Source organism: Niastella soli, from assembly GCF_017742245.1.
GTDB lineage: Bacteria > Bacteroidota > Bacteroidia > Chitinophagales > Chitinophagaceae > Niastella > Niastella soli.
In genome coordinates this window covers 99,611-113,743 of record NZ_JAGHKO010000014.1, presented here as the reverse complement: position 1 = coordinate 113,743, position 14,133 = coordinate 99,611, and the positions used below count along the sequence as shown (strand labels likewise).

General features: G+C 45.3%; 10 protein-coding genes. 6 read left to right on the top strand and 4 right to left on the bottom strand.

The features are described 5' to 3' along the window. Window positions 1-12 precede the first annotated feature (12 nt). Window positions 13-1,941 (top strand): RagB/SusD family nutrient uptake outer membrane protein, encoded by a 1,929-nt coding sequence (locus tag J7I42_RS29515; protein WP_209143068.1) that lies wholly within the window; start codon window positions 13-15, stop codon window positions 1,939-1,941. Window positions 1,942-2,158: 217 nt separating this feature from the next. Here J7I42_RS29515 and J7I42_RS29510 read toward each other — a convergent pair whose 3' ends face one another. Further along, the gene (locus J7I42_RS29510; RefSeq protein ID WP_209143066.1) at window positions 2,159-2,794 is read right to left on the bottom strand and encodes an NAD(P)-dependent oxidoreductase; all 636 of its coding nucleotides are present in this window, start codon (window positions 2,792-2,794) and stop codon (window positions 2,159-2,161) included. Window positions 2,795-2,937: 143 nt separating this feature from the next. Between J7I42_RS29510 and J7I42_RS29505 the strand changes: the two genes are divergently transcribed. The 3 genes from J7I42_RS29505 to J7I42_RS29495 all read left to right on the top strand — a co-directional run bounded on the left by J7I42_RS29505 (window position 2,938) and on the right by J7I42_RS29495 (window position 6,102). Continuing rightward, entirely contained in the window at window positions 2,938-3,303 is a 366-nt protein-coding gene (locus J7I42_RS29505) for a winged helix-turn-helix transcriptional regulator (protein ID WP_209143064.1), read from the top strand. A 717-nt stretch (window positions 3,304-4,020) separates the two neighbouring features. Next, the gene (locus tag J7I42_RS29500) at window positions 4,021-4,836 is read left to right on the top strand and encodes a cyclase family protein (protein WP_209143062.1); all 816 of its coding nucleotides are present in this window, start codon (window positions 4,021-4,023) and stop codon (window positions 4,834-4,836) included. Between the two features lie 21 nt (window positions 4,837-4,857). Then, window positions 4,858-6,102, top strand: a complete 1,245-nt coding sequence (locus J7I42_RS29495) for an NAD(P)/FAD-dependent oxidoreductase (RefSeq protein ID WP_209143060.1) — start codon at window positions 4,858-4,860, stop codon at window positions 6,100-6,102. A gap of 53 nt (window positions 6,103-6,155) precedes the next feature. On the opposite strand, the gene J7I42_RS29490 is transcribed toward J7I42_RS29495, so the two are convergent. After that, window positions 6,156-6,419 carry a hypothetical protein gene (locus J7I42_RS29490; protein WP_209143058.1) on the bottom strand — a complete coding sequence of 88 codons (264 nt, stop codon included), beginning with the start codon at window positions 6,417-6,419 and terminating at the stop codon, window positions 6,156-6,158. A gap of 957 nt (window positions 6,420-7,376) precedes the next feature. On the opposite strand from J7I42_RS29490, the gene J7I42_RS29485 reads away from it, so the two are divergent. Continuing rightward, the gene (locus J7I42_RS29485; RefSeq protein WP_209143056.1) at window positions 7,377-7,757 is read left to right on the top strand and encodes a VOC family protein; all 381 of its coding nucleotides are present in this window, start codon (window positions 7,377-7,379) and stop codon (window positions 7,755-7,757) included. 310 nt (window positions 7,758-8,067) lie between these two features. Here the strand turns inward: J7I42_RS29485 and J7I42_RS29480 are convergent, their stop codons facing one another. Together J7I42_RS29480 and J7I42_RS29475 are read right to left on the bottom strand one after the other, a co-directional pair. Then, complete coding sequence (locus J7I42_RS29480; protein ID WP_209143054.1) at window positions 8,068-10,605, bottom strand: phosphocholine-specific phospholipase C; 2,538 nt, start codon at window positions 10,603-10,605, stop codon at window positions 8,068-8,070. A 147-nt stretch (window positions 10,606-10,752) separates the two neighbouring features. Continuing rightward, a complete protein-coding gene (locus J7I42_RS29475; protein ID WP_209143052.1) occupies window positions 10,753-12,585 on the bottom strand; it encodes a glycoside hydrolase family 15 protein in 1,833 nt (610 codons plus the stop codon). Window positions 12,586-12,870: 285 nt separating this feature from the next. Here J7I42_RS29475 and J7I42_RS29470 point away from each other — a divergent pair, with 285 nt between their 5' ends. Next, on the top strand, window positions 12,871-13,998 hold the full coding sequence (locus tag J7I42_RS29470; RefSeq protein WP_209143050.1) for a TIGR03118 family protein: 1,128 nt from the start codon (window positions 12,871-12,873) through the stop codon (window positions 13,996-13,998). The last annotated feature ends 135 nt before the right edge of the window (window positions 13,999-14,133 follow it).

Genomic DNA, 14,133 nt, shown 5'->3' with positions numbered 1-14,133 from the left:
AGGACAAGCGCAATGAAAAAGAATAATAAAATCACCATAACAAAGACCCTGTTGCTGTGTGCCACATTGATAGCCGGCTTGTCTGGTTGTAAGAAAGATTATTTGCAACCCGATCCGCTGTCTGTATATATTCCAGGAACAACCTTCTCTACCAAGGGTGGGCTGGATGCTGCCATGGCTATTTGCGATAAACACCTCCGTTCTTACTGGACTTATTTTGAATATGCCGACCTCGGCTTGCCTATCAGCACCGATTATATGTTCAGTGATGTGGCGGTAGCCAGTAAAACAGACGACCCAAACATTTTTATAGATATCGCCACCCGGCTTACCCCAACCGATCAGCCTGAACGGGTTGGTTACTTTTGGAATGAGGCGTATAATGGGATCAAATATGCCAACACGATCCTGTCCTATATTGATAAAGTACCGGGGATCTCAGATACCATTAAAAATGAATACAAGGGCCGGGCGATGTTCCATCGCGCCTTTCATTACATGGGACTTGTTTTCAGGTTCAAAGATATTCCGCTGGTAACAAGGATCCTGGAAGGCGAACCTAAGGTGGATTATCAAAGCACCAAACGCGAAGCCATTCTGCAAATGATCACCCAGGATATGGAACAGGCTGTACAGTGGGTACCCGTTCAGAAGAAAATGTCATTGGTAGGGTTGGTGAACAAATCGGCCTGCCGTCAGCTGTTGGTAAAATGTTACCTGGCTACCGGTCAGTGGGACAAAGCCATCGCTCAGGCAGATACGCTGATCAACAATTCAGATCTTTCATTGATGACAAACAATTTCGGCAACTTTGTTAGTCCTTATGCAAGCGTGTGGCCGGTTACCCGTAATGTGATCTGGGACCTGCACCGTCCTGAAAACAAAGCGATCCCGGCCAATACAGAGACCATCCTGGTAATGATCAACCGGAACAATACGGATATGGGCGTAAAGATGAACTCCATGCGTAACTGGTTGCCCTTCCTTGACTATGTGGCTACCAGCACTCCCGACGCTCAGCAGGCTATCCGGTACGTTGCACCTTCCAATACTACTGATTTCCGGGCGGCCTGGGATTATAAAGACGCTATCGGCCGCGGTATTGCACACATCAGACCTACTTACTTCCATCAAAACACCTTATGGGCGGTAAATGGGGTGAATGATGCCGGCGATCTGCGTCACAACAGCACCGTGGGCAACTGGGCGCGGATGGATTCGCTTAAATACAACAACCCTAAGAGCCCTACCTGGATTGGTAAAAACCTCCGCCTGCGTAATGGATCGACCTTGTTGTGTACCGATACGGTGCGTGGCTGGTTCGACTGGCCGCACTACAAATATTATATTGAAGATGTAACGGAAACCGGGAACGTGAATGAGGCCAACCACCGCGGTGGCGCCGGCGATCTGTATTGTTACCGTCTGGCTGAAACCTATCTGTTACGCGCAGAAGCGAAATTCTATAAAGGGGATATCGCTGGCGCTACCGCTGATGTAAACAAGATCAGACAGCGCGCTCAATGTACCCAACTCTATACCACTGTAGGTATTGGTGATATCATAGATGAGCGTGCCCGTGAGTTGAATATGGAAGAGTTCCGCTTTGCAGAGCTGAGCCGGGTTTCTTATTCCCTGGCGCTGAGTGGTAAATCAGATGAGTGGGGTAACAGCTACCAGGTGGAGAACCTGGCGCAAAATAGTTACTGGTTCCAGCGTGTACAACATTACAGTGATTTTTATAACAAAGGAAGGACAACGGTTCAAAATCGGTCCTATACCATGGCCGCGAAGAATATCAACTGGGCTATACCACAAGTGGCCATCAATGCCAATGGCGGCAACCGTCTCCGTCAGAACGAAGGATACAGCGGGTATGACGGCGGTATTTCCATGTGGACCAACTGGCAGGATGCAGTTGCAGATGAATTACCAAAGTAGGTGAAGAACAACCCATAAACAGCAAGTGGCCCCGGCGTGTATCGTCGGGGCCTTGTTTTTATATATGTATAAGAATCTGTAAGGTCTGCCTTCTGAGCTTGCCGAGCCAGCGAGATGGCTCTGACAGGTCGCTTAATTAAAACAGACCTGTCAGGTGCAATACATCACCCTGATAATTCAAAAGTTTGTGATGCACCTTACAGGTCTTTTGAATTTACTAATACGCTATACTCATTTGCTGTTTCAGGTGTTTGGGATTAGCGATCTCGTCAACCAGCGCAACGGCATAATCTTCATAAGAGATATGGCTGTTGCCGGCCGCATCAAAGATCATATTGGTGCCGCCCAACCGGTATTTTCCGGTGCGTTCGCCAGCTTCAATGATATTGGCCGGACTGAAATACGTCCAGTTGGTATTGGAAGCCTTGAACAGACCCAATACTTCCGCGTGTGCACGGATAGCCGGGTGCCATTCAGCAGGGATATGCGACATCATGGGGCTGTCCATCAGTCGTACACCCGGTGATACTTCGGTACTACCTGCGCCACCAACGATGATGATCCGTTTGGAAGGCGTTTTTTCCATAACGTTGATCAGGTTTTTGTATGCTTGTTTAAATTCGCCCAGGTCATGCGGTGAAATAGCAGAAACAACCACGTCAGCATCTTTTACAAATCCCGCCAGTTCAGCTTCATTCAATATATCTCCTTTGGTGACCGTTAAATTGGGGTTAGTTATATTAACTTTGCCAGGATTGCGTTGCACTGAATTTACTGAATAACCTTTTTGCAATGCTTCTCTTAAAATACGCTGGCCAATGTTGCCGCTTCCGCCGATCAATAAAATTTTCATAATTTTCAGTTTGAAGTTACTTTTGTACTGGTTAGTTTCAAAAGGTAACCAAAGGTATGTTTATTGGTCATTCCGAACAATAAGGCACGGCAGTGAAACCTGGTTTCATCCATGAAACTGTAGTTGACTTTCAATTAAATACAATGAAAAAAAGTTCTGTAAAATTTTCTCCATCTGATAAATGTCCCGTACGTACCGTGCTTGACCGGCTGGGTGATAAATGGTCGGTACTGGTAATATTGCTTTTGGGCGCAAAAGGGTCCGTGCGTTTCAACCATATTCAAAAAGAGATAGGCGACGTATCGCAAAAAATGCTTACCATCACCCTCAAATCGCTGGAGGCCGATGGCATAGTAAGCCGGCATGTGTTTGCCGAAGTGCCTATCCGGGTAGAATACCGATTGACTGAGCGGGGTGAAAGTCTGTTGCCGCACATTCAACAGTTATCTGATTGGGCTGAAGAGAACATGCGGCAGATCCTTAAAGACAGGAAGCAATATGTGGCCTAGGGAATAGGTAATCCTAAAAATAGAAATGATAAAATATTTTACCATTCCACGGGTATTCCGGCCCTCTGCCAACGGTCATTAAAAAAATCAGGTATCCAAGAATGACAGTAAACCCAACTGTTGAAATTATTAATAGGGGGAGGCCAACCTTCTTTTTAAATATGAAAAACAGAATAAATACCAACGATATAATCCAAACGAATATATAGTTAACCAGGTCTCCCAGGCCATGGCCAAAAGCAACATGTCCCATTATTTCAAGTATGGAAAGCAGTAAGTAAAGTGTCAACAGAATGCTGTTAGTCCAGGTAAGTAGTTTCACTAAAAAGGGTTTTCAAAGGCTGGCTAAAATAGCAAAAAAGATAATATTATTTAAAAATACCCGTTATGTTTAGGATGCCTGATGAAGTATTGTAGCCACCCCTAAACATAGCCATGTGAAAATAGTATTAGTATCCTTTCTTCTAATGCTTGGGTTTAATCAATCCCCAAAAGTTTATATATGTAAATCCGGGACCAGTTATGCTTATCATAAGAAGCTTTGTCAGGGTTTGCGTAAATGCACTCATAAGATAGAGAGTGTTACTTTGCAGGATGCAATTGCTTCCGGACATAAAACAGCATGCGGATATTGTTATAGATCAGGGCAACATTCCTATTAGCGGAATAGTTAGGGCGCCCCTTTTTTTTGTACCTTTTGGTACTTAAACTATGCTCATGAAAGGGTCTATCCTGATTACTGCTTCCTGCTTTCTCCTCATGGCGGCATGTAAACCTGCAAAACAAGAAGACAGCCCGGCTAAATTTTTTGCCTCTGGTAAATGGATCGATCTGACTTATAGTTTCAGCGAACAAACATTGTACTGGCCTAACAATCCCACCGGATTTAAACTCGATACCCAGGCGAATGGCATTACACCGGCGGGTTTTTATTATTCATCCAATGCTTTTTCTGCGCCGGAGCATGGAGGTACACACCTGGATGCCCCGGTACATTTTGCCAAGGCACATCAAACAACCGATCAGGTACCGCTGGAACATCTTACTGGTGGGGCCATTGTGATCGATGTAAGTGAACGGGCATTAAAGGAGGCGGATTATCTGATCTCTGTGCAGGACATAGAAGCGTGGGAAAAAGCAAATGGTAAAATACCCGATAGTACGATCGTTTTATTTCGTACTGGTTATGGGAAGTATTATCCCGATGCCAAAAAGTATTTTGGTACCGATGAAAAAGGGGCCGGGGCCATCCCGCATTTGCATTTTCCCGGTATTGATCCGGCAGCTGCGGAATGGCTGGTGCGGCGACAAGTTAAAGCCGTAGGATTGGATACCCCAAGCATCGATTATGGCCAGTCGAAAGACTTCAAAACTCACCAGGTATTGCTGGCAAAAGATATCCCCGCTTTTGAGAACGTAGCCAACCTGGACCAACTGCCTGTAACGGGTGCCTATATAGTAGCTTTGCCTATGAAGATCAGGAACGGCAGCGGCGGTCCTTTGCGCATTATTGCCTGGGTAAAAAATGATTAATAATACCTATCTTTCGCGCTTATGATAGCAACTGATGTTTGCATTATTGGCGCCGGGCCGGCGGGAGCAGCAGCCGCATTGCAATTGCAACGGCTCAACATTCCCTGCATAGTCGTAGATAAAGCATTTTTTCCACGCGATAAAATATGTGGCGATGGACTGAGTGGAAAAGTATTGACGGCCCTTAACCGGATCGATAAAAGTATTGGCGATCGGCTGTGTCAGTTGATGGAGAAAGAAGATAGCTGGGGTGTTACTTTTACAGCGCCCAGCCGTGATTCGCTTGACATAGCTTATCAACCCGATTATAACTCCCACGCTAAAACCGGCATACCCGCCGGCTTTGTTTGCAAACGCATCAACTTTGATAATTTCCTGGTGACAGAATTAAAACGCTGTCCGGATATTCAATTGTTCGAAGGACAATCAATAGATCAGTTTACCCTTCAGGAAGATGGTTACCTGCTTTCAGATGCAACCGGTACCTTCTCAGTAAAAGCAAAACTGGTGATCGTTGCCAATGGCGCCCATTCTGCTTTTACCAAAGAAGTAGCCGGTATACATATGGAACCGCAACATTACTGCGCGGGCATCAGGGCCTATTACAAAGGGGTTACTGGTTTAAGTGCCGATGGATTTATTGAATTGCATTTTATGCGTTCACTGCTGCCCGGTTATTTCTGGATCTTCCCGTTGCCCAATGGAGAAGCAAATGTAGGTATCAGTATCTTAAGCAGCGTGGTGCGAAAAAGAAAACTGAATTTGAAAAAGACCCTGCAGGAGATTGTTGCCAGTGACCCCGTGATGAAAGAACGGTTTAAAAATGCTACGCTTGCCAGCGGCATTGAGGGCTATGGGTTGCCATTGGGGAGTAAAAAGAGAACGCTCTCGGGCGAACGGTATATGCTTGCCGGTGATGCAGCGTATTTGATAGATCCTTTTACTGGTGAGGGAATTGGTAATGCCCTGTATTCAGGACGTATTGCTGCACAGCAGGCTGCTGCCTGTTTGCAGGCAAATGATTTCACGGCAGTATATATGAAGAAATATGACAGCGAAGTGTATCGCGTTCTTGGAACAGAGCTGGGATTGAGCACCAAAATACAAAGACTGGCCAATCGCACCTGGTTGTTTAACTTCTTAATGAAAACCGCCATGCGGAATAAGCAACTCCGCGAGTTGATGTCTTGTATGTTCTACGAAATAGACCTGCGTAAAAAACTCACCAGACCTTCATTTTATGTGAAGATGTTATTGAACAGGTAAAGCGTGAAGGAGAAGGCATGGCTTGATTAATGTTGCGGGGGCAGTTTATCAGTTTACTCTTCCATGTGGCCTTCACCCCGCAAAACAGCATCGTTTTCTACTGATCCATCCAGCGGAACATCTGTATCTGCATCAGGGCCAAGGAATTCGTCAGGCGCGGTATCGTTATCGCGTTTTTGCAATTTTTTCTGCAGTTCAACATTGACCTTGTCGTCCTCCCGTTGTTCAACATTGGTGTTGTCGTCCTTCTGTAATTCTTCATGTTGTATCATTTTTTTTGGCAACGGTTTCTTTATTCTTTCTTTTAGTGTGGTCATAATATTTATTTTTTAAATTAAGTATTTGCAGTTCTTATGCCATGCCGGGGAATGGGATTTGCAGGGCGGCTCCCTGGGCTCGCCACGGGTCTAAATTTGGGCCGCTTGCTCTGCTGTGTACTTGTTCTCGATTTTCCCAAAGTGAGCCTTATTGTCATTTAAAGCTGTTCTGGCGAGGGGTCGGTCGGTGCTGCCGGAATGGTGTTAAGCGCTGGCTTTTACCGGGTTTTTGCCGGTATTGCGGTGGTTTTCTTGTTGACTTTGTTCGGACTTTGTTCGGGTTTCCCCCGGGAACACCCGAACATTCCCAGGGCGGGTGCGAACAACATCCGAACAACATGCGCGGCAATACCCCAGCGATACCGGCACAATCCCAAACAATACGCCGTTTTTCCCATGACCATTCAAGACACCTGTAGACCACTTTAGCCATCCCAAGTACAATGTAGACCTGCCTTGAACAATATAAAACAATAGAGAACATTATAGACCGGCATAGACATGACTGTTGTGTTTTCACTAAAAAACCATCTTACCTTTGTATTGCACAAGGCTGTTGAAAAAGTATCCGTTATGTATGGCCGCCACGTGCCGATATTGTTTTCAGTAACAGATAAAATCGCAGTTGCCATGTTAAAGCGTCTTTTTTCTTCAAAAAGGGAATTGGATGGTTTAATGACTGCGAAAAGATTACCGAGGGATACCTTGGGGATATCTATCAGGAAAATATTCTGGATTTCGAACAATTGCATAAGCTTCAAAATGGAAAAACGGTAAAGGAGTATATTATATCAGCAGGCATTGGCTAGCTGTCAACTATAAATGTGGATTTGTAATTCTGGAAATTAAATGATAGTCAGTTAAAAGAAGCGCGGGCCTTTCTTTATAAAACAGATATATTGATTTGAGGATTATTCAGCTCCTTTTCATTAGCTTAGACTATCAAAATTAATCAGGATGAAAAAAGGAAAAGTAACTGGTATCGGCGGTATTTTCTTCAAGTGTCAGGACCCCGGGAAAATGAAAGAATGGTATAAGACCCATTTGGGCATAGACACAAACGAATATGGCGCCAAGTTCGACTGGAAACAGGAAGACCCCGCAAAGGAAGGATATACGCTGTGGAGCCCTTTTCCCGACACCACCAAATATTTAGAACCTTCCTCAAAGGATTTTATGATCAATTTCCGGGTTGAGAACATGGAAACGCTCGTGGCGGACTTAAAAAATGAAGGGGTAACCGTGCTGGATGATATAGCTGCCTACGAGTATGGCAAATTCGTACACATTCTTGACCTGGAAGGTAATAAATTGGAATTATGGGAGCCTAATGACTAATGCTGTACCTGTATGAATTTCAAATTTGAACACGTTGACACGTTAATACGTTGGTTTACCAGAATGTCCAGTTTTCCTGATAGCGTTAATTGGCACTCCGACTCGTCGGAGCGCCAGGGAGCGGTAGGAAGTTGATCAGTTGACGAGGAAATGCAAAATGCAGTTTATTTAGTTATTTAGTTTGTAAGTTATTGGGTTCTTGGTTTATTGACCAACAACGGGCAATATAAAACTTACCAACTTAAAATCTAAATAACTAAATAACCTGCATCTTATAATACCACCGTAGCGGGACAGTTTCTTTCATAAATCAGACCATCCTGCCCATATATGGATCACTAAAACTTTCTTTCCCGGTTTCAACCCGGCCGGCATATCTTTTTTCAAAAGCGTTGGCGCCCTTTATTGTCACACTGACGTCGTACCAGCCATAGCTGTCTTTCAGCGCAAGGGGGATCGTTACCTTTCCACCTTTTGCTATTTCTTTTTCAATGTCTTTCTTTTTATAAGCATTGTCTTTGACGATCACCTGTACTGCTTTGTGGGTATCGGTATTGGTCAGCTGCAGCAGCACATTACCGGTAGGTTTGTGGGTGATGGCATCCAGTTCATACTCCAGGCTAATTTCCGGTTCCCCATCTGTTGCATTGCCTTTGAACTCACGATAAAAGCCGTTGGGGCCGTACAGGCGTAAGTGATATTGGTTGTTCTCAAAAGCATGAAGCGGCCAGGTATAGGTGATGCTGTCGCCAGCCTTTACCGCAAAGCCCCAGTTGCGGCAAATATCTTCCATGCCTTTTTCGGTGTATTTGCCTGGCGCATATATGGTGAATGGTGCACCTGCAGCCTGTTTGCTGAACAATTTGTTGCCGGCACTCATTTTAATAGCTATTTGTTTTTTATTGTCGCTACGGATAGCATCCGCGTACAGCTCATACGGTAGCGCACTGGAAGGCCGCACTCCTTTTTCCTGACTGAGCAGTTGTTCCAGGGCAGCCGGTGTTTGTATGATCTGATTGATCTCCTGTTCGTTTAATTGTTTGTAACTGTTAGGCTCCTGTTTGAACTTTGCATTGTAGATGTCTTCTACCACCTGGTCCCGTTTCAAAAAGGGCAGGGGCTCCAGTTGCTTGCCATTATACGGACTGAAGGCGGCTGTAAGATCACCACAGATGGTCCTTCGCCATTCGCTGATGTTTGACTGGCGGATGTTCCTGCCCAGCTTTTTGTTAAAGAATCCTTCCAGGAACTGCTGGGTAGAGGTATGATCAAATACCTGTGAGCATACTTTACCGCCGCGGCTCCAGGGTGAGACAATGATCATGGGTACGCGGAAGCCCAATCCGATAGGCGCTTCGCGGGCCTGTTTTTTGGGTACGCCCTGCGCCAGCTCATTTTCTAACCGCACATATTCTACTTCAGTGTCTATACCGTTGGAGCATTTGCCGGTCTCTGGTCGCTTCTCATCGGGGATATAAAAAGGTTGGGCATGGTCAAAGTAACCGTCGTTCTCATCATAGGTCACAATGAAGATGGTCTTTTTCCATACCTCCGGATTCTTGGTAAGGATATCCAGTATTTCCGATACATACCAGGCGCCGTACCAGGGGGCGCTGGGATGGTCAGAAAAATTCTGCGGCGCTGCCAGCCACGATACCGCAGGTAGCTTGCCTTCATTCACATCCTTACGGAACTGGTAAAGCAGGTCGCCGGCGGGTACCGACAGTTCGCGTTTTTTGCCATTGTCCTCATAGGAAAGTTTGCTTAATGTGCGGTAGCCTGCATCGCCGCTGTTTACCACAAAAGCCTGGTTGTATAAACGCTTTTCGCGGTCGCTCAGCTTTTCAAAATTTTCCTTTTTCCATTTCTCCAGTTCGGCGCGGGCATTGTCCAGTGCCTCCTGTTTCTTGGCAGAGTCTGCTTTGATCTTTTGTCCGGCCTCTTCAGAAGAAGGGGTGGCTTCCTGCAATTGATCTATTTCACCGGGTAATGTATCTACCAGGTGTTGCAGGCCCTGGATATAACGGGGACTGAACTTTACATTATAAGCCGCAAAGAATTCGAGGTTGTTACAACCAAAGTTGGCCAGCCATGATCTTTCTTCCCCTTTAAAGCCGCCGCCGCAACTGATCTCGTTCTGATAAAATTTCCAGGGAATATTGTTTTGTTCCAGCAGTTCGGGAAAAGTGGTCCAGGGTAGTTTACCATAGCTGTAATCATCATTGCGGATATGCGCTTTGGGCCGGCCGTCAACCGGATGCGTTATTTTGCCATTCCAGAAAAAAGAGCGGTTAGGCGTGGTGCTGGTCATGGCCGAACAAAAATGCTGGTCGCAAATAGTAAATGCATCTGCCAGTGCATAGTTAAAAGGAAGGTCTTCACGGGTATAGTAGCCCAGTGTTAAAGGCATATGCGCATATTGTTTATTGCCCGATCTTTTGGCAATAAGCCATTTGTCGTATTTACCGTTATTATTAGCGTCAACCTGGCTGGCGCGGGAGTGGGGCAGGGAGCCCATCCAGGTGATCTTTGAGTCTTTCATGTCAAGCCGGAAAGGCGCATACGTTTCACCACGTTCATTGGTTTGCAGCCATACCGGTTTTTTATCCGGTAATAACAATGCCCGGGGATCATTAAAACCACGCACCCCTTGCAGGGTACCAAAACAGTGATCAAAGGAACGGTTCTCCTGCATCAGGATCACAATATGTTCTGCATCGAGGTACGTACTACCGAGGGAAGGATCAATGGCCAGCGCCCGTTGTATGGAGGCAGGTAATACTTTTGACAGGCCCGCAGCCCCTGATAGTAAAAATGATTTTTTCAGGAATTCTCTACGTGTATCCATATTAACTGTCTGTTATTTTTTTGTCTGTTAGCATTGAGTATTTCTAAAAGTAGCAAGATCAGACAAACTGGTTGCATTGTAGATCCGGCAGATGATTTATCAATCGATTGCGTAGAAAATTAATCCTAGGAATTCTTCAATTTGTCCTTATATGGAGTGGTTCACATTTTTATTCCTGCTATTGTTCAATTGTTTATCAAGGTTAAAGGCGGCGCTGATCAACCCCAGGTGTGAGAAGGCCTGTGGAAAGTTGCCGAGGTGTTCGCCCCGGAAACCAAGCTGTTCTGAGAACAATCCCAAATGGTTGGCATACCCTAACATCTTTTCAAAATACAACTGCGCTTTTTCCAGTTGGCCCGAACGCGACAAACATTCAACGTACCAGAAGGTACACATGGTGAATGTGCCTTCATGGCTAACAAAACCATCGGGTGCCGCCAGTTCGGGCCGGTACCGGTATACCAGGGAATCGGACACCAGTTCTTTTTCAATGCATTTTAATGTTGACATCCATTTAGGGTCTTTGGGACTGATAAACCGGATCAATGGCATCAACAGGGCCGAGGCATCCACAGTAGAGGAGCCGGGGTACTGCATAAACGCCTGTTTCTTTTCGTCCCAATAATCATTGTAAATGCTTTCAAATATTATATCGCGCTGTTCGCGCCAGGCAGGGTCAAAAGGAAAAGACCTCGACTTCGCCAGCTTTATGGCCCGGTCAAAAGCTACCCAGCATTGCAGGCGGGAATACAAAAAATGTTGTTTGCCGCCTCGTACTTCCCAAATGCCTTCGTCGGGATCGCGCCAGTGGTCATTTAGCCAGTTTATCTGTTTCACCATATCTTTCCAGAAGTCGTGCGAAATACGTTCTTCGTACTTGTTATAAAGATAGATGGCATCCATTAGCTCGCCATAAATATCGAGCTGTAATTGGCGATAAGCATCGTTGCCAATGCGTACTGGTGCCGATTGTTTGTAACCTTCAAAATTGTCGAGGATACTTTCGGTGATCTGCCGTTCGCCATTGATGGAATACATGATCCCCAGTCGGGTGTTTTCTTTTATATCCTTACAACGTTTTTCAATCCAGTTAATAAAATTGCCTGCTTCTTTTCCATAACCCAGCCGTAGTAAAGTATACACCGTGAAAGATGCATCCCTTATCCAGGTGTAGCGGTAGTCCCAATTTCTTTTTTCACCAATGGTTTCGGGTAAACTGAAGGTGGGCGCAGCAATGATGGAGCCATATTGGTGGCTGGATAATAATTTTAATACCAGGGCCGAACGGTTCACTACTTCCATCCAGCGTCCCTGATAAGTAGATTGCCCCATCCAGTCTTTCCAGAAATTAACGGTGGTAAAAAGACTGTTGGTGACCAAGTCATTTAGCTCCTGTTTGGCTGGTTGATCGTGCCCGTTGATATACGACAGAATGAAATCGCAGGTCTCGGTTGATGATAAGGAAAATGCGGCGGTTATGGCGCCTTCTTCCGTATTTAGAGCAACGGAGCTTTGTAACCGAAGTTTTGTTTTGTCATCCCCTTTGCTGCTAAGGATGATCTCCTTGTCAGATACTTTTTCTATTTCAAAGTCACTTCTTCCATAATTAAACCGGGGCTGGCAACACATCTTGTATTTTACCTGACCTCTTACCGTTGTCACTCTTCTGATCAATTCTTTTCCTTTATTTAGTTCTTCCACCGGCATAAAATCAGTTATTTCTCCAACGCCTTCTTCAGACAGGAACCGGGTGAGCAGTACATTGGTATCGGGTAGATACAATTGTTTGGTGCTCATGTCCTGTAATACGGGCCGGATGCTATAAAAACCGCCTCTTTTATCATCTAACAGCGAGGCGAAAATTGTGGGCGAGTCGAAATGAGGCAGGCAAAGAAAATCTATAGAACCGTTTAGACCGACCAGGGCAACAGTATTCCCGTCACCAATAACGCCATAATTTTCGATTGGTTGATACCCCATAATTAATGTTGTTTATTTAAACTGCTAGGCAAGTCAGTCCCTGGGTGTAGTATCCTAAACAATTTTAATGCCCGGCCAGTCAGCTCGTTTTAGCAGACAGTATTGGTAAACTATGCAATAAACATCGATCAAAATTTATAAATGTGGGCAACTATTGTTGCAATCACCCGTAATATCAGTAACCGGCCATGCCATTCCCTTAATAAATTTTGATAAATCACCCTAAGGCTCATAACCCCCTGAAGTAAACCGGCTTTGATTTCTTCACAGCTAAAACAAATTGTTATGAAGCTAACATTCCACAACACCTATCGGGGGTACCTGGCAGGCGCTGTCATGCTTTTCTTTGCTTTTTTTAATCAAGGGTGTTCAAAACTAGGCGATGTGTTTCACCAGATTGAACACAAGAATCCAGTTCTTAAGAGTTATAACCAGGTAAACCTGGTGAGCAACAACAATGAATACGGAGCCTCCCATATGGATGCGCATTTATTGAATGCGTGGGGGCTGGCTTTCAGTAACACAGGTATTGCCTGGATCAGCAGCAATGGAGGGCATGTTTCTTCGGTGTACGACAAGGATGGGAACATGCTGACTGCCAGACCCGAAGTGGCCATCCCCTCAGCCACTGACACCATTGGGGGCGTGCCAAGCGGAACTGTATTGAATGGTGATACGGCTGCAGCCGATTTTAAATTGTCGAACGGAGCAGCAGCGCGTTTCTTTTTTGTTGGAGAGGATGGAGTTGTCTCAGGCTGGAATGGGGCCGCTGGTAATAGCGCGCTGAAAATTACCACTACTAATGGGGCTAATTATAAGGGGGTTACCATGGCACAAAATGCCGGTGGCTGGTATTTGTATGCAGCCAATTTTGCCTCGGGTAAAATTGACGTGTGGGACAAGGATTTCAATACCGTTAACTTACCCTTTACTGATCCCAATCTGCCTTCGGGATATGGGCCCTTTAATATTCAGTTAGTAGGTGGGGATCTATATGTTATGTATGCCAAAGTAGGTCCTGATACAGATGAAGTAAAAGGCATGGGATTAGGCTATGTAGATGTATACAAAACAAATGGCATGCTCAAAAGCAGGTTTGCTTCTAACGACAAGCTGAATGCACCCTGGGGAGTAGCCTGGGCGCCGGATGCCTTCTTTACCGATGCAGACGGTAACCCAACACCTGCCATCCTGGTGGGTAATTTTGGCGATGGGTATATCAATGTATATAACACAAAAGGCACCTGGATTGGGCAGTTGACAGACGCTCATGGCAAAACCATACAAATTGAAGGCTTGTGGGCGCTTATGTTCCCACCTGCTACAGCTACAGCCATTGATCCTGATCGGTTGTACTTTACCGCGGGCCCTGATGATGAAAACGATGGTTTATTCGGATATATAACAAAATAAGTGTACGTATTACAAAAAATAAAGCTGTCACCCGGGCGGCTTTATTTTTTATTCGATTCTTTGAAGATCAGTCGGGTTTATATGCAATAAATCATAATAACGGATTTGGGGTGAATGAATGCAAAATTAAATTGT